This window comes from Bacillus cereus group sp. MG1 (assembly GCF_040460035.1).
Taxonomy (GTDB): Bacteria; Bacillota; Bacilli; order Bacillales; family Bacillaceae_G; genus Bacillus_A; species Bacillus_A cereus.
In genome coordinates this window covers 460,629-482,949 of record NZ_JARVGY010000001.1, presented here as the reverse complement: position 1 = coordinate 482,949, position 22,321 = coordinate 460,629, and the positions used below count along the sequence as shown (strand labels likewise).

The following is a 22,321-nucleotide window of genomic DNA, read 5'->3' as shown; positions in this document are numbered from 1 at the left end:
CACTCCTTATATACTGCATGTTTCTATTATACGATAAAATAGAAAAAAGGCAGAAAACGAAGCTCGTCTTCTGCCTTTTTGTAATATTATTATTTCGTTTGTTGTTTATTAATAGACATAATGAACAGTCCAACAATCCCGCCTACTAATGGAAGCATAATCTCTCCTGCTAAATTAAAGTAGGAGCTTAAGAATAAACCATTTACATCGATTACCCAGCCAGTAACATACAATAACATCATATATAGTACGAAATAAAACTCGCGATTTGAAATCGTTTCATGTTGTGCAGTTTTCATAATGGACACCATCCTTTTCTTTTATAATGGAATATAAACTGTCACATTTTGTTCACATTTCAATTGTAAAACTTTCCATCATAAAAGTCTAGTAGTATGTGTCGAATTTTGAACGGAAATAAAGCGTTATCATTATATCTTATAAGTACGTAATAAGAGATGTATATTCACGAATGTAGTATAGTATAAACATAGAATGATAGTGAAGAGAGGGGCAAAGACAATGACAGTTTATGATTTTTCAGCTAAAACAATTACCGGTGAAGAAAAATCGTTAAAAGATTACGAAGGAAAAGCACTTCTTATTGTAAATGTAGCTAGTAAATGTGGTTTCACACCGCAATATAAAGGATTACAAGAGGTGTATGATAAATATAAAGACCAAGGACTTGAAATACTCGGATTCCCTTGTAACCAATTCGGAGGACAAGAACCAGGTACAGAAGCGGATATTACTAGTTTTTGTGAATTAAACTACGGTGTAAACTTCCCAATGTTTGCAAAGGTTGATGTGAAAGGTGATAAGGCTCATCCTTTATATACATACATGACAGAACAAGCACCAGGTTTACTCGGTATGAAAGCAGTGAAATGGAATTTTACGAAGTTTTTAATCGGAAAAGACGGGAAAGTAGTAGGGCGTTTTGCGCCGCAGACGAAGCCGGTAGATTTAGAGGTTGAGATTGAGAAGGTACTTGGAGAATAATTAGGAGTTTCACTTTATTAAAAAACGTCTCAAAGAACAATGTAGTTCTTTGAGACGTTTTCTTTAAACTCACATTTTCAAGATTAAATTACTGTATCAAAGTCATCTGATTTAGGTAGAGAAGCTGCTTTTTTCATAAGCACTTCCCATAAGTGTACGGTTTTCTTCCATTCTGCTGCAACCTGCCCCTGTTTATACATAGCATTCTCATAACTGGCAGTAAGTTGTTGCATATCGGCCGAGTTGTAAAGTGTATCGATATGGAGAGCGTATTCTCGGAATGTTTGACTTTCACCCCGTGGCATGCCAATTCTCGCAAATTGTTTTAAAAGTGCACCGTAAGCTTTTTGATAAACAGCATCATCTTTTCGGTATTTATAGAAATGAATAATAAGAAATGTCCTCCATATCATTCTAGTGGTGAAGAGAATGTATCCCATAATACTAATTAGTATCGTAGAGAGGAATACGTACCACCAAGAAAAACTAGTTTGAGAATTTGTGACCTTTTTAGTAGAAGCTTCTTCTGTATTTTCTATTAAACTTTTAAGTTTTGCTTCATTATTTCGTTGTTGTATTTGCGTGTTATTAGAATTATTTGCTTCGCTATTTTGTGAAATAGGAGCAGGCGTATTATTTATAAAATTATAGGGATTAGTAAATCCTTTTGTTGGTTCGAATGGAATCCATCCGTATCCTGGGAAATATACTTCGGCCCAAGAGTGTGCGTTATCGTTCGTGATTGTATAAACATTCTCACCTTCTGCAGAGGCAAGTGTATTGTCAAGAGTTCCTTCTGTATAGCCTTTTACCCAGCGAGCAGGAATCCCGGCAGAACGAAGTAGTACAATCATAGACGTCGAAAAATTATTACAGTAGCCGCTTTTTGTATCGAAAAGGAATTGATCTACATAATCTTGGCTTTTGGCAGGGAATAAGACATTCGTTGATTCGTATGTAAAAGAGTTGTCTGTAAAGTAATTTTCAATAGCTAATACTTTATCATATCGGTTGTCTTTATCATTTGTAAGATTGACAGCCAAGTCTTTTACGCGCTGTGGTAATGACTTGGGAAGTTGTGTGTACTTTGTCATAAAATAAGGATTTGTTTCTTGACCTTCATTTGTTTTTACAGCTTTCAAGTTTTCTATGGAAAACTCAGGGATCTCATATGTTACTTTATACGAATGTAAAGTAGTAGAAGAGTCTCCATTCATTGTATAAATTTTTTCTGAAAACGGGTCAACACTGTATGATACATCAGAAGCAGCCTCAACTGATACTAATCCTGCTGGATAGGTAAGATGAGGGTAACTTTTTTGCATGGTAATTGTTGCCTCAGTCGTTTTCATTTTTGTATTTTGTTCGTACCAGCTTACGACGTCGTTTTTATTTTTAAAAGAAATCTTTTTCGGATTTTCAGAAATTTCCCAGCCTTTTCCTGTATAAAAATCTTTTGTTTCTACTCTCCAATATTGTTTGTTTTGCGTTCGTGCTGTGAAAACAATTGTAGGATCCGCCTTAAAAGGACCGCCTAATCGCGAGTCATCTAAACCATACCCAATTGTAGAAACTTTTTGCTCTTTACTTGCTTCAGATGTGTTGAATTTTAAAAAATCCATTGGGTTTGGCCATTGAGGGCCAAATTTTGGAGCAAAGTATGCAATGGTTGCTAATAATACGATAAATATTGTAAGTGGTCTAAGTAATTTTGAGATTTCTCTAGCATAATTTTGTAAGTGTTCACGTTCTTTTATTCGTTCTACTTGAAGAAGACTAAGCATAAAAAGCCGATGACAACAGTACGAATAATAGCGTAGTTTGCATTGTATAAATGTAAGTTATGAAAAGTTGCGATATAAATAATAGTCAATACAAGGAATAGAAACCCACGTTTTTTATGAATAATCCAAAATGAAGTGAAAGAACTCAAAAACCAAAATGAGAGAAAAAATAAAACCGTCGGAAAAACTGGAGAAATATCTAGTAAATTCCCTTGGAAAAACAGGGAGGAATTTCGAAACATATTAGAAAAGAATGTTGTTAGCCAAGATGGATTTATAAAAGCATTTTTATAATATAGGGAATGAATGATAAATAAGACTGTGACAATTTTTATAGGAATCTGCCACCTCGTTTGAAAAAAAGAGAGAGCGAAGCAAATTCCTATAAATGTTACGAAAATATCTAATCTACCTACATTTGTAATGCCTATAAGAGGTCTTAGCCATTCTAGTAAAAGAAGAAATACACATGCATGCATGAAGAATCTGTTCGTATCCCACTTGTATTTTGCTTGTAATATCATCATTTGCTCACCTCAAAAAACACGTTTGTATACCGGTTTTCATAAACCGTGTTTACAAATATTTGTCGTTTTTTTAGAGTTTCTAGTATACTGAGTTCTCGGTGTGAAAGTTGATTCGCTTTTTCTTTCACGACAAAAACCATACATTTTCTATTTCTTATAGCAGCACAATCAGCCGCCTTTTGAATATCGGGAGAAAGATTACTGGTCACGAGTATAACCGTGACGGGCTCATAAATTTTTCTTAGTTCCATGTCTACACTCTGGGAGAGCGGAAATACACTGTCTGCTTGTACTTTTGCTAAATGACAAAGGATTTGTTGTAACTGCGTATCTCCATTGTCTAAAGGGAAAATAGTTTGTTCTTTTCCGATAGACACGAATGATGCTGGTGAATTTTGTTTCAAGACAGCCCTTACAATAGAGGCAGTAAATGTGACGACTGATTCGAATAGAGGAGACTCGTTTCTGTCTATGAATATCATGATATTATGGCTGCGCTGTTGTTCAAACTCTTTTGTCATAATATTGTTTGTTCGTGCAGTTGCTTTCCAATCAATCCATGAAAAGCGATCACCAGGTTTATAGTCTCTGACACCGACAGAGATTGTAGAGTCTTTTGCTGAATTTATATTTGCTGAAAGCGCTCCTTGTTCGAAATGATTTTCCAATTGTCGATACGCTATATCTACATACTGGGGATAGACTAAAAATGTATCTGGAACTGAAAAAGTTGCTTCTTTCTCTATCATGCCGAATAAATCGCCGGTTTTGACACGTACGCTTGAAAAAGTGTGCTCGCCTCTAGGGATTGTGTCAATAACATATTGAAACGAAATATTTCGTTCCAATCCTGGGAAGAGTACTACCTTATTCATCTTTATTTGTTTACAACTTATAAATTGTGGTGGCAGTTCATCTTCTATAACTAAATAAAGTAAGGGAAAAGGAAATTTTCTTTTTATTGTAATCGTGCTTACAAATTGTTCTCCTACTACATATCCATTCTGGTTTGTTATTCGCTTTACTTCAGCGTCCCGTAAAGCGTAGAAGGGGAGTAGTAGCGAATAAAGAGCAATGGGAATTATGCTGTAAAATAAAAACCAACTGACAAACCCTCCTTGAAACATAGCGTACACAAATGTTAAGACTAGGCATAAAGGGAGTAGCAATAACTTCATAACGTGATATAGTGCTCGCAGCATTCGTTTCATCAAGGGTTCATCGCCCTTTGAGTAGGCACGGTAGTTCGTGCAACGATTTTTGCGATAACTTGTTCGCCAGTTATTCCTTCAAATTTTGCTTCCATTTTTATAATGAGTCTATGTGCTAAAACGTAAGGGGCTAAAAGTTTAACATCGTCTGGAATAACATAATTCCTGCCATGGATAAATGCATAAGCTTGTGAAGCTTTCATTAAAGCAATTGAGCCACGTGGACTTGCACCTAGCTGTATAGAACTGTACGTACGAGTCTGATTAACAAGCTTTACAATGTAATGCTTAATTGCTTTGTCCATACTTACTACCCGTACGCTTTGTTGTAAATAAAGTAATTCTTCTATTGTAGTAATGGTCTGTAATTGAGAGAGTGGATTTGTTTTTTCCATCCGGTTTAAAATTTCAAATTCTTCCTCTGGTGTAGGATATCCCATTTTTAGTTTCAATAAGAAACGATCGAGTTGAGCTTCTGGTAGAGAATATGTTCCTTCATATTCGACCGGATTTTGTGTAGCCATGACAAAGAACGGCTTTGGTAAAGGCCTTGTAATGCCATCTATTGTAATATTGCCTTCTTCCATACATTCAAGTAAAGCAGATTGTGTCTTTGGAGATGTACGATTAATTTCATCAGCAAGTACAAAATTACCCATAATTGGTCCAGGCTTGAACTCAAATTGGAGCTCTTTCGGATTATAAATAGAAACTCCTGTTACATCTGACGGCAATAAATCAGGTGTAAATTGAATTCGCTTATAATCAGCATCAATGGATTTAGAAAGAGCACGTACTAGCATTGTTTTCCCGACACCAGGAACATCTTCTAATAGGACATGACCTTCAGCTAAGAGAGCTGTCAAAACTAAGATGGTTTCTTTTCGTTTTCCGACCATTATTTTTTCAATATTATTGATTATTTTTTCTACAGTGGGATGTAATGAATCAAGCTGGGGCATCGTAATCCTCCTAATGTTATTATCGTTTTCTAATCTATTTAGTGGACATATTTCTAATTCTATTTGTAGATAGTAAAACTTCCACCTTTAATTCTGAGAATATTCAGATTATTTATTTTGATTATATCTAGTATAATTGTTTCCGTAACTAAGGGCAATACAGTAAATAATGATTTGTAGTTTTATGTAAAATCAGACTCGATATAAAATAATAACATTGGGAAAAATTTTTTTACATACAATTTATACTCTTTTCCATATAGCAGTTTTGAAATAATATCAAAACTCTTTTTCTTTTGCAAAATAGTCGATACCTCAAAATACCATTCTCCTAATAATCACGATTAACCATAACCTTCACAACGGAACAAAAGGTTTTCTCACAAACTTATTCTCTAATAAATTTTTGACAATCTCTTGAACTGTGCGAAATGTCACATCTGTATTTTACAACCTCTCTTATAGTAAGGGTATGTAAGAGAGACGTATTAAAGGAGTGAACAGTATGAAGAAAAAAACTTCAGCACTAATGAGACGTTTAAAATATTTTTCACCAATAGATCGTTATAACGATAATCATACACAAGAAACATATGAAGATCGCGAATGGGAAAATGTGTACAGAAAGCGTTGGCAGCATGATAAAGTAATTCGTTCTACACACGGCGTGAACTGTACTGGTTCATGTAGCTGGAATATATATGTGAAAGATGGAATTGTAACTTGGGAAGGGCAGGAGCTTAACTATCCGACTACAGGTCCTGATATGCCAGATTTTGAACCGCGAGGATGCCCACGTGGAGCAAGTTTTTCTTGGTACATTTATAGTCCACTTCGTGTGAAATACCCGTATGTACGTGGTGTTCTTTGGAATATGTGGCAAGAAGAATTGCAAAATAACGAGTCACCATTAGAGGCTTGGAAAAGCATTGTGGAAAACCGTGAAAAGGCACGTACGTATAAGCAGGCGCGTGGTAAAGGGGGATTCATTCGTGCGAATTGGGATGAAGTATTACAACTCGTTTCAGCTTCATTACTGTACACAGTAATGAAATACGGTCCAGACCGAAATGTTGGCTTTTCACCAATTCCAGCTATGTCGATGCTAAGTCATGCTGCTGGTAGTCGCTTTATGCAACTTATGGGTGGACCGATGCTTAGCTTCTATGATTGGTATGCGGATTTACCACCAGCTTCTCCTCAAATTTGGGGTGATCAAACAGATGTACCAGAAAGTAGTGACTGGTATAACTCTGGTTACATTATGACATGGGGTTCAAATGTACCAATGACGAGAACACCAGATGCACACTTTTTAGCAGAGGTTCGATATAAAGGAACGAAAGTTGTTTCTGTCAGTCCTGATTTCGCTGAATCAACAAAGTTTGCGGATGATTGGATTAGTGTGAAACAAGGTACAGACGGTGCACTTGCGATGGCAATGGGGCACGTAATCTTACAAGAATTTTACGTAGATAATCAAGTGGAATATTTCACAAAGTATGCGAAGCAATATACTGATTTTCCTTTCTTTGTCACATTGAAACAAAAAGGAGATCAATTCGTTGCTGATCGGTTCTTAAATGCTTCTGATATTGGACGAGAAACGAAGTTAGGGGAATGGAAACCTGTTCTTTGGAACGAGAATACGAATGATTTTGCAACACCTCACGGCACAATGGGGTCACGTTGGGATAATGAAAAGAAATGGAACTTGCGTTTAGAAGATGAAGAAACAGGTGAAAAGATTGATCCACGTCTTTCTTTACTTGGAATGGAAGAAGCGATTGGAACTGTACAAATTCCGTACTTCTCTGATGATGGAAACAAAGTATTAGAACGTACGATTCCAGTGAAAAAGGTTATGACAGAAGAGGGCGAAATGTTCGTTACAACTGTATACGACTTAACGTTAGCAAATTACGGTGTGAACCGAGGGCTTGGCGGACAAGAACCGAAAGACTTCAATGATGATATACCGTTTACACCTGCATGGCAAGAGAAAATGACAGGAGTAAAACGTGAGCTTATTATTCAAATTGCTCGTGAGTTCGCACAAAATGCTGTTGATACGAATGGTCGCTCAATGATAATTGTCGGAGCGGGTATTAACCATTGGTTTAACTCTGATACGATTTATCGCGCCGTTTTAAATCTTGTTCTTCTCGTTGGAGCACAAGGTGTAAACGGCGGTGGTTGGGCTCATTATGTTGGTCAAGAAAAATTAAGACCAGCAGAAGGATGGCAAACAATCGCGATGGCAAAAGATTGGCAAGGTCCACCGAAATTACAAAACGGTACATCCTTCTTCTATTTCGTAACAGATCAATGGCGTTATGAAGATACACCTGTTGGACATTTAGCGTCACCAGTTGAAGGTAACTCTCGTTATCAACATCACGGTGATTACAACGTATTAGCTGCACGACTTGGCTGGTTACCTTCTTATCCAACATTCGAGAAAAATGGAATTGAATTATATAAAGAGGCTGTTGCTGCTGGTGCAACAACGCAAGAAGAAATCGGAAAATATGTTGCACAAAAATTAAAAGAAAAAGAACTGAAGTTTGCGATTGAAGATCCAGATAACACAAACAACTTCCCGCGAAACTTATTCGTATGGCGTGCGAATTTAATTTCGAGTTCTGGTAAAGGACATGAATATTTCTTAAAACATTTATTAGGTACAACAAACGGGTTAATGAATGACGACAGTGATTCATTACGACCAGAAGAAATAAAGTGGCATGAAGAAGCGCCAGAAGGAAAGCTTGATTTACTCATTAATTTAGATTTCCGTATGGCTGGAACAGCACTGTATTCTGATATCGTCTTACCTGCTTCAACTTGGTACGAAAAACACGATTTAAGCAGTACAGATATGCATCCATTTGTACATCCATTTAATCCGGCAATCGGTTCACCGTGGGAAGCGCGCTCTGACTGGGATATTTTCACTTCACTTTCTAAAGCTGTGTCAGATTTAGCGAAGAAAATTGATCTTGAACCAATGAAAGAAGTTGTTGCAACACCACTTCTTCATGATACACCGCAAGAATTAGCGCAACCACTTGGCAAGATTAAAGATTGGAGTAAAGGTGAATGTGAACCAATCCCGGGTAAGACGATGCCACAAATTCACGTTGTTGAAAGGGATTATAAAACGATTTATGACAAAATGACTGCGCTTGGACCAAATGCCGGAAAACAACCGATTGGTACGAAAGGGATCTCTTGGTCAGCAGAAAAAGAGTATGAGCAATTAAAGAGCAAATTAGGAGTCGTTCGAACGGATTCTATCGCGAAAGGTTGTCCAGACATCAAAGAAGCAATCAATGCTGCTGAAGCGGTATTAACACTATCTTCTACAACAAACGGTCATATGGCAGTAAAAGCATGGGAAGCACTTGAAAAACAAACAGATTTAAAACTACGTGATTTAGCAGAAGAACGTGAAGAAGAATGCTTTACATTCGAACAAATTACAGCACAACCGAAAACAGTAATTACTTCTCCGGCCTTTACAGGTTCAGAAAAAGGTGGACGACGTTACTCACCGTTTACAACAAATGTGGAACGTCTCATTCCTTGGAGAACGATAACTGGTCGACAATCTTTCTACTTAGACCATGACATGATGAAAGAATTTGGTGAAACGATGGCAACATTTAAACCAATTCTGCAACATAAACCGTTCCGTAAATCACGACCTGAAGTAGAAGGGAAAGAAATTACATTAAACTATTTAACACCGCATAATAAGTGGTCGATTCATAGTATGTACTTCGATTCATTACCGATGTTAACGCTATTTAGAGGTGGTCCAACTGTTTGGATGAATAAAGAGGACGCTGCTGAAGCGGGTGTTGCAGATAATGATTGGATTGAGTGCTTTAATCGTAACGGTGTTGTTGTAGCGCGTGCTGTTGTAACGCACCGTATACCGAGAGGAATGGCATTTATGCATCATGCGCAAGATCGTCACATTAACGTACCTGGTACGAAATTAACAAGTAATCGCGGGGGAACGCATAATAGTCCAACTCGAATTCACGTAAAACCGACACATATGATTGGTGGATATGGTCAATTAAGTTATGGATTTAACTATTATGGTCCAACTGGGAACCAGCGCGACTTAAACGTTGTAATTCGCAAACTGAAGGAGGTAGATTGGCTTGAAGATTAAAGCACAAGTCGGAATGGTAATGAACCTAGATAAATGCATCGGCTGTCATACTTGTAGCGTAACATGCAAAAACACCTGGACAAATCGTCCAGGTGCTGAATATATGTATTTCAATAACGTAGAAACGAAACCAGGTATTGGTTATCCGAAACAATGGGAAGATCAGGAGAAATATAAAGGCGGCTGGGAATTGAAAAATGGTGAAATTCAGCTAAAATCCGGTTCGAAAATGAAACGTCTTATGAATATTTTCTACAATCCAGATCAACCAACGATTGATGATTACTTTGAACCTTGGAACTATGATTATGAAACGTTAACAAATAGTCCGCAGCGTAAGCATCAGCCAGTTGCTCGTCCGAAATCAGCAATTACAGGCGAATTTATCGACAAAATTGAATGGGGTCCAAACTGGGAAGATGACTTAGCAGGCGGACATATAACTGGATTGCAAGATCCAAACGTAAAGAAAATGGAAGAAGAAATTAAAACAGATTTTGAAAACGTCTTTATGATGTATTTACCACGCATATGTGAACATTGTATGAATCCATCTTGCGTATCATCTTGTCCATCTGGTGCGATGTATAAGCGTGAAGAAGATGGAATTGTTCTTGTAGATCAAAATGCATGTCGCGCATGGAGATTCTGCGTATCATCTTGTCCATATAAAAAAGTGTATTTTAACTGGCAAACGAATAAAGCTGAAAAATGTACAATGTGCTTCCCACGTATTGAAGCTGGTATGCCAACAATTTGTTCAGAAACATGTGTAGGACGTATCAGATATATTGGAGTAATGCTATATGACGCTGACAAAGTAAAAGAAGCAGCTTCTGTTGAAGACGAAAAAGATTTATATGAATCTCAGCTTACTGTTTTCCTAGATCCAAATGATCCAGAAATAGCAGCTGAAGCGAAAAAACAAGGCATTCCTGAAGAATGGATTAAAGCAGCACAACAGTCACCTATCTATAAAATGATTATCGATTGGAAAATTGCTCTGCCTCTTCACCCGGAGTATCGTACAATGCCGATGGTTTGGTATATCCCTCCGCTTAGCCCAATTATGAACATGGTGGAAGGGAAAGGTAGTAACTGGCAAGCAGAAGAGGTTTTCCCTGCAATTGATAATATGCGTATTCCAATTCAATATTTAGCGAATTTACTCACTGCAGGGGATGAATCACACATTCGTCTTACATTGAAAAAAATGGCTGTTATGCGAACACATATGAGAGCACTGCAAATTAATAAAGAGCCAAATGAAGCTGTATTAAAAGAACTTGGTTTAACGAAACAGGATGTAGAAGATATGTATCGTCTTCTTGCCATCGCGAAATATAAAGATCGCTTCGTTATCCCGACATCTCACCGTGAACAAGTGGCAGATTTATATAGCGAACAAGGAAGCTGTGGTTTATCATTCACAGGTGGTCCAGGCTCTTGTATGACAATTTCTTAAATAAAGGGGGCAGAAAATTATGAGACAAAGTTTACAAACAGCTTTTTCTTGTTCTTCTTTTCTTCTCTCCTATCCTGAACTAGGGTGGAGAGAAGCTTTAACTGAATTGCAAGAAGAGGTTAAAACAATAGAACAGGAAGACGTTAAAGCTTCACTTACAGCCTTTATAAAGCAAGTGCTAGATAAAACGAATGATCAACTCATTGATAGTTACGTATATACATTTGATTTTGGTAAGAAAACAAATATGTATCTTACTTATATGAACACTGGTGAACAAAGAGAAAGAGGTATTGAATTACTAGAGTTAAAACAACATTATAAAAAATCAGGTTTTAGCGTAACAGATAAAGAACTACCTGACTATTTACCACTTTTACTTGAGTTTTTTGCAAATGCAAATGAGCAAGACAGTGAACCAATTATGAGTAAATACACGGAAAATATACAAGCATTACACGTTCAATTAAAAGAAGCGGGTAGTATGTATGAACCAATTCTTGCGTCTGTGCTACTCGCTATCGAAACATGGGGTGTACAGACAAATTAGAAAGGAGCGTTGTCAAAATGATGGATCAATTTCTTTGGGTATTGTTTCCCTATATCATTTTTGCAATCTTTATCGGTGGACATATTTTTAGATACAACTATGATCAATTTGGATGGACATCAAAATCTAGTGAACTATTAGAAAAGAAAATGCTCCGACTCGGAAGTCTATTATTTCACTTTGGGATCATGTTCGTAATTGGCGGTCATGTTATGGGGATTTTAATTCCAGAAGCTGTATACCGTTCAGTAGGTATTTCTGAGCATGTGTACCATGTAGTAGCAATTAGTTTCGGGCTTCCGGCAGGTGTTGCTTCTATTATCGGTTTAATTATATTAACGTACCGCCGCGTAACTGTAAAACGTATCATTGCAACGAGTACAAAGGGAGATTATATTGCGCTTATTTTATTACTTATCGTAATGCTAGCAGGACTTTCTTCAACATTTTTAAATATCGATTCAAAAGGATTTGATTATCGTACAACGATTGGCCCTTGGTTCCGAAGTCTCTTTATTTTCCAACCGAAAGTTGAATATATGATGGAAGTACCAATATGGTTTAAAATTCACATTCTCGCAGGGATGGGGCTTTTCGCAGTGTGGCCATTTACAAGACTTGTACATGTATTTAGTGCCCCAATTAAATATGTAAGCCGTAGTTATGTGATTTACAGAAGACGTATTCCTAATGAGTTGAAAAAATAATACTGCTGTAAACGGATAGGAGCTAATGGTTAAAACGAAACGAGGTCTAATATGGAAGGCCTCGTTTTTGTTTACATAGGCAATAAACGTTAATAAGTAGTTTAAATTGAAAAAAGATTAGCATCTAAATAAGATGCTAATCAATGCTACAAACAGAAGCAGAGCAATCTTCACAAGCAATTTCACATTTTAAAAATTGTAAATCGTGGATTGTAATCTTTCCTTTATGAATTGAAATTGTACCTTGCTTTTTTAATTCATTTAACATTCGATTTACACTTTCACGTGAAGTTGCACAGAAATTAGCGAGTTCTTGATTCGTTAATGGTAAATCGATGAGAATACCATTTTCTTTTAATACACCGTAACTATTTGTCATTCGTATAAGAGTAGAGTACAGGGCACCTTTTTTGCCGTGTAATACTAAATCTCGGAACTTCGTTTGCATTCTTCTTAAATGTTCACTAATCCATTTCATAAATTCAAATACAAGAGCGGGTTTTTGGAGTAATGCTTTTTCTAACGCTTCACGTTTTATTACACCTACTTCAACATCTTCAAGACATTTTGAGTTTAATAAATATTTTGCATTATCCGTGAACAATGTTAATTCTCCAATAATGTCATATTCCGAACAAATTCGAAGTGTTAATTCTTGTCCGTCAGCACTAAGTTTACTAATTTGTACTTTCCCTGAGTGAATGATATAGAGTTCTGTTGCCTCCATACCTTCTTGAAAAATAAAACTACCTTTTTTTATCTGCATTTTATATTCAACAGATGCAAGTAATTCTTTTAAATCTTGAGATAATGTCATACTGTTTGCCACAGTGATCACCTTTCTTCTTATAAGCAATACATTTCCTATTTTGAGTGTAAGTATGATGAAAATGCAAGAGCTATTTAAAAATAAATTGAAATTTCAATGACCGTAAGGAGGAGTGGCTAAAGATGTGAACAAAATGCGAACGGATTTGTGAAAATTTTTTGAATGGGGAAAGTGATGTGAGAAAAGTCACATTGAATATGTAGCTTCTTTTTTATAATGAAGGCAAATAAAAAAATGAAAGCTTACTAAGGATTGCAGCAGAAAAGAAGGGATAGAGATGCACGAGAATATGAAAGATTCTTTAAAGCGGCCACTTCAAGATTTACGCATTTCAGTTATTGATCGTTGTAATTTTAGGTGCACATATTGTATGCCTGCTGAAGTGTTCGGACCTGATTATGCTTTTTTACAGGAAGAGTGTTTATTAACATTTAATGAAATAGAAAGGTTAGCGAGATTATTTATAAGTATGGGAGTTAATAAAATTAGGCTTACTGGCGGTGAACCTTTATTGCGTAAAGACTTACCGAAGTTAATTGCAAGACTTACAAATCTAGAAGGCTTAAAAGATATTGGACTCACAACAAACGGAATTCATTTAGCAAAACAAGCTAAGGCGCTAAAAGACGCGGGATTAAAACGTGTAAATATTAGTTTAGATGCGATAGAGGACCATGTCTTCAAAAAAATTAACGGAAGAAATGTAAGTACAAAACCTGTACTGAAAGGAATAGAAGCAGCAAATGCTGCTGGATTAGAAGTAAAGGTAAATATGGTCGTAAAAAAAGGGATGAATGATAGTCAAATTCTTCATATGGCTCGTTATTTTAAAGAAAAAGAAATTCAGCTCCGTTTCATTGAGTTTATGGATGTAGGCAGTACAAACGGATGGAATTTTGAAGAAGTCATTACGAAGGAACAATTAATAGAGAAAATTAATCGTGTATATCCAATTGAGCCCGCTCAGCCTCGTTATTTTGGAGAGGTTGCGAAATTGTATCGATATGTAGGGAGTAATGCAGAAGTTGGATTTATTACTTCTGTTTCTGAGTCATTTTGTTTTTCTTGTACGAGAGCTCGTATTTCGGCAGACGGCAAGTTTTTCACATGCCTATTTGGAGCGAAAGGAACGGATTTGCGAACGCTTCTTCGAGAAAATATTTCTGATGCATCACTATTAAAAATTTTAAATGATACATGGCGATATAGAACAGATCGATATTCAGATGAAAGAACAGTTGAGAATACAAGTAAACGTCCAAAAGTTGAAATGTCTTACATTGGTGGATAGTGAAAGGAGGATTTCTTATGCAAGAGCGTTATTCAAGACAAGTGTTGTTTTCTGGAATTGGTGAAATGGGACAAAGAAAAATAAGAGAAAAGCATGTGCTCCTAATCGGTGCGGGTGCGCTAGGAGCTGCGAATGCAGAAGCACTTGCTAGGATGGGAATTGGGAAATTGACAATTGCTGATCGTGACTACGTCGAATGGAGTAATTTACAGCGGCAGCAGTTATATACAGAAGAAGATGCGCAGCAGTGTAAACCAAAAGCAATTGCAGCAGCAGAACATGTAAGAAAGATTAATTCTGAAGTGGAAATTGTACCAGTTGTAACAGATGTCACAATGCGAGAAATAGAAGAGTTAACAAAAGATGTGGATCTCATATTAGATGCGACTGACAATTTCGATACGCGTCTACTTATAAATGACATTTCACAAAAAGAAAATATACCTTGGATATATGGCGGATGTATTGGGAGTTACGGTGTAACGTATACAATTCTTCCTGGGAAAACACCATGTTTTCGCTGTCTAATGGATCATCCTATGGGCGGTGCAACATGCGATACAGCCGGAATCATTCAGCCAGCTGTACAAATGGTCGTTGCTCACCAAGTTACAGAGGCGATGAAAATATTGGTGGGTGATTATGAATCATTAAGAGGGACGATGTTGTCATTTGATATTTGGAACAATCAATATCTCTCATTAAAAGTAAATAGACAGAAGAAAAGTACATGTCCTTCTTGTGGGAAATCACGAACGTATCCAAGCTTAATATTTGAAGCGCAAATGAAAACGGAAGTGTTATGCGGACGGAATACAGTTCAAATCCGTTCAGGAATAAAGAGAAATCTTAATTTAACCGAAATTCAAAAACGATTACAAAAAAGTGTACATGTCAAAAAAACGCCTTACTTACTATCATTTCTAGTTGATGAATATCGTTTTGTTTTATTTATAGACGGTAGGGCATTTATTCATGGGACAAATGATGTGAAAATAGCAAAACGATTATACGCCAAATATATAGGATGAACAGAAAAATCGTTTTTTCCTTATTAAAATGAGGTGAAAAAGAATGTTAGATAAACGTATACCAATTCCAGTAGCAGAAGCAGTTGCTCGTGTAATGAAATATGCCTACCAAGGTGAAATGGAAAAGGTTTCTCTTATAGAAAGCTACGGTAGAACACTTGGAGAAGATGTTATTGCAGATCATGATGTTCCGCATTTTGATCGCTCTCCGTACGACGGGTTTGCGATTCGAGCGGAAGATACAAAAGAAGCGAGTAGTAGTAACCCCATTCAATTTGAAGTAATTGGCGAAATTGGAGCAGGCTTTGTTTTTACAGAAGAAGTGAAAGAATTTCAAGCTGTCCGTATTATGACAGGTGCCGCAATTCCGGAAGGGTGTAATGTGGTTGTTATGTTAGAGCTAACGGAAGGATTTGAAGAAAATGAAAAGATTTATATGGTATTAAAACGCTCTTTCTCTTCTAGCGATAACATTTCTTTTAAAGGAGAAGATGTAAACCAAAATAGCATCCTTGTGAAAAAAGGGACTGTTATTAATCCTGGAGTAGCAGCGCTTCTTGCTACGTTTGGTTATAGTTCCGTACATGTTATAAAACAGCCGGTTATTGGAATTGTAACAACAGGAAGCGAACTGCTTGAAGTACATGAACAATTAAAGCTAGGGAAGATTCGAAATAGTAACTCTTATATGATTGCTGCTCAAATTGAACGAGCCGGCGGAGTTGTACAGTATTATGGGCAATTCGCTGACGATTTAGAGACGTGTTATAACACTGTAAAAAAAGCGATGAAAGAAGTCGATATTTTAATTACAACTGGTGGCGTTTCGGTAGGAGATTATGACTATTTACCTGCTATTCATAAGAGGTTACAAGCTAATGTACTTTTTAACAAAATAGCGATGCGACCAGGAAGTGTGACAACTGTAGCTGAGGTAGAAGGAAAACTACTATTTGGTTTATCTGGTAATCCTTCTGCTTGTTATGTCGGATGTGAGTTATATGTTCGACCAGTCATTGGAACATATTTGCATAGGAAAGATCCACACATTTATCGTGCAGAAGCAATTTTACAAAAAGACTTTTCGAAAGCAAATCCGTTTACTCGTTTTGTAAGAGGGAGAGTGGAATTTGTAGATAGTCAATTGCAAGCTATACCAGTTGGTTTAGATAAATCTAGTGCAATTTCTTCACTTGCAGAGGCGAACGCATTTATCGTCCTGCCAGGAGGAACGAGAGGATTTGAAGCAGGAATAACTGTTTCCGTACTGTTATTAGAATCAAACGCTGGAAGTGAGTGGCCGTGGGAAGAACCACTTCGATCATACAAATAATAGAAAAATAGATTACTAACTTATACAAAGATAAGAGGTGCAAAATGATACAAACGTATTATGAAGTAATTGATACACCTATTTCAATTGAGGAAGTTACAAACAAAGTAATTCGTCGTGAGTGTGGCGCAGTTACTACTTTCGTTGGTACTGTTAGAGAATTTACGAAAGGGCGTCGTACGCTACATTTAGAGTATGTAGCATATAAAACAATGGCAGAAAAACAACTTGAGAGAATTGGTACTGAATTAGGAGAGAGGTGGCCTGGGACATTTGTCGCCATTACACATCGCATTGGTACATTACAAATTTCTGATCTTGCTGTTGTCGTCGCTGTTTCTACACCACACCGGAAAGCTGCATATGAGGCGAACGAATATATTATGGAGCGTATAAAACAAATCGTTCCAATTTGGAAGAAAGAATTTTGGGAAGATGGTGAACCTGAAGAGGAGATGAGAATATGATTGAAGTACTATTATTTGCACATTTACAAGAAGAAGTAAGTAAGCCAGCATTACAAATCGATTGTGAAAATATTACAGTTGCTGAACTAAAGAAGGTACTCATTAAGAAATACAACGTAGCGATTTCAAATGAAATCATGGTAGCTATAAATGAAGAGTATGCAAATGAGAATGACGTCATTCAAACTGGTGATACTGTGGCGATGATTCCGCCAGTAAGTGGTGGTTGATTCTTTTCGACCTAATCATGTTACGACGTGATTAGGCTGGAGAGAATGAATATAACTATGCATACATAGGAGGGAACAGGATGAAAAGTCCTAATTTTCAATTAAGTTTACAAACTTCTAATCTAATTATAGGTTTTATGGTATGGGTCATTTTATCATCATTAATGCCTTATATTAAAGTGGATATCCCATTAACTGCGGGGCAAATTTCTATGGTCACAGCAGTACCCGTTATTTTAGGTTCTGTTCTTCGCATTCCAATTGGTTATTGGACAAATCGTTTCGGAGCAAGAAAATTATTCTTTATTAGTTTTATTCTATTATTACTTCCTGTCTTTTATATTAGTGTTGCCAATTCTATGATGGATTTAATTATTGGTGGATTATTTGTAGGAATCGGTGGTGCTGTATTCTCTGTAGGAGTAACTTCTTTACCAAAATACTTTCCGAAAGAGAGTCATGGTTTTGTAAATGGTATTTACGGTGTCGGTAACGCCGGAACAGCAATTACTTCATTTTTAGCGCCTGTTATCGCAACTTCAGTTGGCTGGAGAACGACAGTACAATGTTATTTAGTTTTACTTGCAGCATTTGCACTTATGAACTTTTTATTAGGTGATCGTAAGGAGAAAAAGGTGAATACACCATTAATGGAACAAATAAAAGGTGTATATAAAAATGAGAAACTTTGGTTTTTATGTATCTTTTACTTTTTAACATTCGGATCATTTGTCGCATTTACAGTATACTTACCAAACTTTTTAGTATCTCACTTCGGATTAGAGAAAGTAGATGCTGGTATGCGAACTGCAGGATTCATCGTACTCGCAACAATTATGCGTCCGATTGGTGGTTGGCTCGGCGATAAGTTTAATCCATTTAAAATATTAATCTTCGTATTTATCGGTTTAACACTTTCAGGTATTATTTTATCATTCATGCCTAGTATGAACGTGTATACATTTGGTTGCTTACTAGTCGCATTTTGTGCAGGCATTGGTAATGGTACAATCTTTAAACTCGTTCCAATGTACTTCTCAGAACAAGCAGGTATTGTAAATGGACTCGTTTCAGCTTTAGGTGGACTAGGAGGGTTCTTCCCGCCCCTAATTTTAACATTACTATTCCAACTAACAGGCCATTATGCAATTGGATTTATGGCATTATCAGAAGTCGCACTTGCTTGTTTAATCATTACAGTGTGGATGTATAGTCAAGAAAAGCTGTTAGTGATGTTAAAGAATCATTAATAAGGAAAAAGAACCATCCCAAAGTATTTTGGGATGGTTCTTTTAGTAATAGGCTTCAACATGTTTTTATTGATCTCTCAATAAACGCTTATTTTCTATAAGAATGTGCTTTTAAAATGAAGATGTCAAAAGTTATTCAATTAAAGGGCAGATTAGTTAAGGAAATCTTTAAAGTATTTACATATAGACTTGCGAAAAAAGACACAATCTCGCTTATAATTAAAGTTATATGAGCTTAGGGTGATAGCGATGGGGTGGGAGTGTCAAGTAAGAATTTTATGCATAATTGCCACTAAGGGAGATGATTAAAAGTTGAGTAAACAGAATATCAGCACAATAGTTTCAGGAGATTTGATTGTTACCCATCTAATTGGCCAGATTAATACAGAGGATGTGTATGAATGGTTTAATGATTTTGAGCAGGTTTGTCAGCAATTTATTTCTGAGGGTCGGAAATACAAATTGTTGGTGGATAGAAAAGGGTATACCCCAAATCATTTTTCTGTTCAAAAAGTATGGAAAGATAAGTTCTTCAATGAAACCATTTTGAATCATAGTAAGGCAATTGCATTTCTTCTTGAAGAAGGAGAGATACTGAAGTATTTGCAACAATCCAATACAAAAGAATCCGTGGAGTTTTTTGATGATTATGAACAAGCGCTAATTTGGTTGAATGAATATCCAATATAAAAACTGAATAGAAAGAGTTGCTCGTAATGTTACACTTGTCATGAAATTTATTTGTTTACAAGTTGCAAACACCATTTATTTTCTTCATAGATTGCTTGTGAAATAAAAGAACGGAACTACAACAAAAAGAACAAACGTCCCCTAAAAAACGTTTGTCCAAAGGTAATTACTATTTTAACTAAGAAATAGATTACAATTTATGTGTACGAGAAATCTTTTTTATAAGTTTAGGCAATATAGATGTTAGTTCTTGCTTCAAACGCTTCGTAAATGATGGATCTTTACCAGAAGTTGAAATAGTGACAACATATTCATTATTTCTTATAACGCCAGGTGTGTGAAAAGATGATTCTGTACCATCACTTACAACGTTAACCCACTGGAAATCATGAGCGGCCTGTTTGACCATCATATTTACAGCGTGTTGATTTGTAGCTGCATAAATAAGGTGAGCATCTTTAATATCATCATTACTAAAAGCTTTTTGCTTCCAAGTAATATAAGAAAGTTCCTTCATTTCCTCGCAAATTTCTGGGCTGACAACAGTGACGAAAGCGCCTGTATCTTTTAATCCAGACGCTTTTCGATATGCAATTTTACCTCCACCAATGATAACAACCACTTTATTTTGTAGATTAAACATAAGAGGGTACATGTTATACATATATGCATTCCTCCATTCGTTCTAACAATGTTAGTTTCATATATGTATCAAACTGAAGACAGTTACAAGTCGTAACATGATTGTATTTTTTTGTATGCAATTCAATTTTTTGAAGTAATAATCCGGTAAAGAGAAGGTATGGCATGACATATACATGGGACGCAGTCGATGTTATATCCTTGAGCTCAACAGCAAAAGAGGGAGTTCCTTTCGTTAAAAAGGAACAGGATACTGGCATACCAAGTTTTCGTTCGATGGCTGCTCCGATTTGTTGTAACTCATGTATCGGTTGTGTATCACTACTGCCTCGTCCTACGAGTAAAATACTACTATTTTGCATTGGCATAGCTTCACGTATTCTTTTCACTACAAGTTCCACCATATGTGGATGTGTACTAAAAGGAGGTACAACTGAAAATGTTATTTGTGGATATTTCTTTTGTAGTTGTTCTATTTCAAAAGGAACATCACGTTTGTAGTGAGCTGCTGCAAATAATAAAACAGGTACAATCATTATTTCAGTTACTCCCTCTATTATCGTTTCTGTAACTGCATCCGAAATAGTAGGTGTCGTTAGTTCTAGAAAAGCTATTTTTTGAATTCTTTCGTTTCGCTCTTTCATAACAGATTGAATAAATTGAATGAATTGTTCATTACCTTCTTGTAGCCGGCTCCCATGTCCAACATATACAATTCCTTTCATTGTCTCACCATGTCTTTCTTCATAAGAGTTTCTTGTAATTGATGATCTACGTTATGAAACCCAACTTTATTTGCATAGTATAAAGTTGGAACGTCGGTATACGAGAATGGGAGAGTAAGAATATTGATAAAGCCAAGGCGTTTTATTTCTGCTAGAAACGTATCAATAGAAGCACGACCTTCAAATACAATGCTATCCCATGAGAATTCAGAAAGCATACGTGAATGAATTTCATCGAAGCGATGATCAATTGTGTACTCATGAGTCATCATATAGGAACCAGCACCAATTTTTTCTTGAATAACAGCAATTCGGTTAATGTTTCGTCCTAAATAAACTGTTGTATTGGAAGAGAACTCTGCTTGTTTACTTAGTAGCCCATATTGCATAAGTTTTTCTTGAGTGGCAACGTTCATATGTTGTAGTTGCGCTTGTAAAGAACGAATATCTTTTTGGTGTTTACTACATGATTGCATCAATATTTCTACACTTTCAGCTGAACAAAAAACAAGACGATTAACGTTAAAAATTTCATTGATTTGTTCAAGTGTTAATGTGTATTCTACCTTTTTGAAAGTAGGAATTTGATATATTTCTGCACCGGCTTCTTGTAACTTTTGCTTCATTGAACTTGTTTTATTCGTTGCAGATGCAAATAAAACTTTTTTCTCGTGTAATGGTTTACGTTCTTTCCAAGCGATCTGATCCCGTAAGGAAACGACATCACCAATAATTGTCATAGAAGGATTAGAAATATTTTCGTTTTTGACAATAGAAACAATGGTAGACAGTGTCCCTGTGACAACGCGCTGTTTACCAGTTGTACCCCATTCAATGACTGCTACTGGCGTATCTTCTTTTTTTTCTGCTTGTAGTAAGTTTTCACAAATTGTAGGTAAGTTTTCTATACCCATGTAGTAGGCAATTGTGTCGCTATTGTGAGATGAATTATATTTTCCATGGTCGGTTAAAGGACCTTTTGCATGTCCGGTTAATAAAGTGACGCTATTACTGTAGTCACGGTGGGTGAGGGGAATACCTGCATAGATACTAGCGGCGATGCTAGATGTAATACCTGGTACAATTTCATATGGAATATTTGCTGATGCTAAAGTTTCTGCTTCTTCACCAACACGGCCAAAAATAGATGGATCTCCGCCTTTTAAGCGGACTACGATTTTTCCTTCTTTCGCAAATTGAAGGAGGTGTGCGTTAATCATTTCTTGACGCATAGTATGATTCTTTGGCATTTTTCCGCAATAAATAAGTTCACATGTTTCTTTTGTATAATTAAGAAAGGAAGGGTTTAATAAGCGGTCATATAAGACGATATCTGCACGATTTAAGCACTCCATCGCTTTTTTTGTAATAAGCCCTTCATCACCTGGTCCTGCACCAACTAAATATACATATCCGTTCATATTCGCACCTCG

General features: G+C 36.3%; 19 protein-coding genes and 1 pseudogene. 12 read left to right on the top strand and 8 right to left on the bottom strand.

What is annotated here, in order from left to right; genetic code table 11:
• Positions 1-89: 89 nt before the first annotated feature.
• The gene (locus QCI79_RS02275; RefSeq protein ID WP_000844984.1) at positions 90-299 is read right to left on the bottom strand and encodes a DUF3925 domain-containing protein; all 210 of its coding nucleotides are present in this window, start codon (positions 297-299) and stop codon (positions 90-92) included.
• Positions 300-522: 223 nt separating this feature from the next.
• Here QCI79_RS02275 and bsaA point away from each other — a divergent pair, with 223 nt between their 5' ends.
• Positions 523-1,005, top strand: a complete 483-nt coding sequence (gene bsaA, locus QCI79_RS02270) for a glutathione peroxidase (protein WP_000219434.1) — start codon at positions 523-525, stop codon at positions 1,003-1,005.
• A gap of 83 nt (positions 1,006-1,088) precedes the next feature.
• Here the strand turns inward: bsaA and QCI79_RS02265 are convergent.
• The 3 genes and pseudogenes from QCI79_RS02265 to QCI79_RS02255 all read right to left on the bottom strand — a co-directional run bounded on the left by QCI79_RS02265 (position 1,089) and on the right by QCI79_RS02255 (position 5,489).
• Positions 1,089-3,316 (bottom strand): annotated as a pseudogene (locus QCI79_RS02265) (transglutaminase TgpA family protein).
• Positions 3,313-4,527, bottom strand: a complete 1,215-nt coding sequence (locus QCI79_RS02260; RefSeq protein ID WP_000827540.1) for a DUF58 domain-containing protein — start codon at positions 4,525-4,527, stop codon at positions 3,313-3,315. The pseudogene QCI79_RS02265 and the gene QCI79_RS02260 overlap by 4 nt, the downstream one beginning before the upstream one ends.
• Positions 4,527-5,489: an AAA family ATPase gene (locus QCI79_RS02255; RefSeq protein ID WP_001135816.1), complete on the bottom strand. Its 963-nt coding sequence runs from the start codon at positions 5,487-5,489 to the stop codon at positions 4,527-4,529. Before QCI79_RS02255 ends, QCI79_RS02260 begins: the two co-directional genes overlap by 1 nt.
• Positions 5,490-5,994: 505 nt before the next feature.
• On the opposite strand from QCI79_RS02255, the gene QCI79_RS02250 reads away from it, so the two are divergent.
• Genes QCI79_RS02250 through narI form a run of 4 tightly spaced genes read left to right on the top strand, consistent with a single transcriptional unit; the run spans position 5,995 to position 12,400 of the window.
• Complete coding sequence (locus QCI79_RS02250) at positions 5,995-9,678, top strand: nitrate reductase subunit alpha (RefSeq protein WP_000730783.1); 3,684 nt, start codon at positions 5,995-5,997, stop codon at positions 9,676-9,678.
• Positions 9,668-11,143: a nitrate reductase subunit beta gene (gene narH, locus QCI79_RS02245; RefSeq protein ID WP_000692704.1), complete on the top strand. Its 1,476-nt coding sequence runs from the start codon at positions 9,668-9,670 to the stop codon at positions 11,141-11,143. Before QCI79_RS02250 ends, narH begins: the two co-directional genes overlap by 11 nt.
• A gap of 19 nt (positions 11,144-11,162) precedes the next feature.
• Complete coding sequence (gene narJ, locus QCI79_RS02240) at positions 11,163-11,693, top strand: nitrate reductase molybdenum cofactor assembly chaperone (RefSeq protein ID WP_001249921.1); 531 nt, start codon at positions 11,163-11,165, stop codon at positions 11,691-11,693.
• A 17-nt stretch (positions 11,694-11,710) separates the two neighbouring features.
• Positions 11,711-12,400 (top strand): respiratory nitrate reductase subunit gamma, encoded by a 690-nt coding sequence (gene narI / locus QCI79_RS02235; RefSeq protein WP_000969223.1) that lies wholly within the window; start codon positions 11,711-11,713, stop codon positions 12,398-12,400.
• Positions 12,401-12,536: 136 nt separating this feature from the next.
• Here the strand turns inward: narI and QCI79_RS02230 are convergent, their stop codons facing one another.
• On the bottom strand, positions 12,537-13,229 hold the full coding sequence (locus QCI79_RS02230; protein WP_000013866.1) for a Crp/Fnr family transcriptional regulator: 693 nt from the start codon (positions 13,227-13,229) through the stop codon (positions 12,537-12,539).
• Positions 13,230-13,506: 277 nt separating this feature from the next.
• Between QCI79_RS02230 and moaA the strand changes: the two genes are divergently transcribed.
• The 7 genes from moaA to QCI79_RS02195 all read left to right on the top strand — a co-directional run bounded on the left by moaA (position 13,507) and on the right by QCI79_RS02195 (position 19,521).
• Positions 13,507-14,520 carry a GTP 3',8-cyclase MoaA gene (gene moaA, locus QCI79_RS02225; protein ID WP_000545028.1) on the top strand — a complete coding sequence of 338 codons (1,014 nt, stop codon included), beginning with the start codon at positions 13,507-13,509 and terminating at the stop codon, positions 14,518-14,520.
• A gap of 17 nt (positions 14,521-14,537) precedes the next feature.
• The gene (locus QCI79_RS02220) at positions 14,538-15,551 is read left to right on the top strand and encodes a molybdopterin-synthase adenylyltransferase MoeB (protein WP_001158130.1); all 1,014 of its coding nucleotides are present in this window, start codon (positions 14,538-14,540) and stop codon (positions 15,549-15,551) included.
• A gap of 43 nt (positions 15,552-15,594) precedes the next feature.
• Positions 15,595-16,884, top strand: coding sequence for a molybdopterin molybdotransferase MoeA (locus tag QCI79_RS02215; protein ID WP_000884821.1), 1,290 nt, complete (start codon positions 15,595-15,597; stop codon positions 16,882-16,884).
• Between the two features lie 44 nt (positions 16,885-16,928).
• Positions 16,929-17,351: a molybdenum cofactor biosynthesis protein MoaE gene (locus QCI79_RS02210; RefSeq protein ID WP_000616827.1), complete on the top strand. Its 423-nt coding sequence runs from the start codon at positions 16,929-16,931 to the stop codon at positions 17,349-17,351.
• Positions 17,348-17,581 carry a molybdopterin converting factor subunit 1 gene (moaD, locus tag QCI79_RS02205; RefSeq protein WP_000573683.1) on the top strand — a complete coding sequence of 78 codons (234 nt, stop codon included), beginning with the start codon at positions 17,348-17,350 and terminating at the stop codon, positions 17,579-17,581. The genes QCI79_RS02210 and moaD overlap by 4 nt, the downstream gene beginning before the upstream one ends.
• Positions 17,582-17,661: 80 nt before the next feature.
• Positions 17,662-18,831 carry a nitrate transporter NarK gene (gene narK, locus QCI79_RS02200; RefSeq protein ID WP_000841857.1) on the top strand — a complete coding sequence of 390 codons (1,170 nt, stop codon included), beginning with the start codon at positions 17,662-17,664 and terminating at the stop codon, positions 18,829-18,831.
• A 312-nt stretch (positions 18,832-19,143) separates the two neighbouring features.
• Positions 19,144-19,521 carry an STAS/SEC14 domain-containing protein gene (locus QCI79_RS02195; RefSeq protein ID WP_000043362.1) on the top strand — a complete coding sequence of 126 codons (378 nt, stop codon included), beginning with the start codon at positions 19,144-19,146 and terminating at the stop codon, positions 19,519-19,521.
• Positions 19,522-19,711: 190 nt separating this feature from the next.
• Here QCI79_RS02195 and QCI79_RS02190 read toward each other — a convergent pair whose 3' ends face one another.
• From QCI79_RS02190 to QCI79_RS02180, 3 genes are read right to left on the bottom strand one after another with little or no spacing between them, the layout of a single operon-like run.
• Positions 19,712-20,185, bottom strand: a complete 474-nt coding sequence (locus QCI79_RS02190) for a precorrin-2 dehydrogenase (protein WP_000282595.1) — start codon at positions 20,183-20,185, stop codon at positions 19,712-19,714.
• On the bottom strand, positions 20,178-20,888 hold the full coding sequence (locus QCI79_RS02185; protein WP_000676479.1) for a sirohydrochlorin chelatase: 711 nt from the start codon (positions 20,886-20,888) through the stop codon (positions 20,178-20,180). Before QCI79_RS02185 ends, QCI79_RS02190 begins: the two co-directional genes overlap by 8 nt.
• A complete protein-coding gene (locus tag QCI79_RS02180) occupies positions 20,885-22,309 on the bottom strand; it encodes a uroporphyrin-III C-methyltransferase (RefSeq protein WP_001014978.1) in 1,425 nt (474 codons plus the stop codon). Before QCI79_RS02180 ends, QCI79_RS02185 begins: the two co-directional genes overlap by 4 nt.
• Between the last annotated feature and the right edge of the window lie 12 nt (positions 22,310-22,321).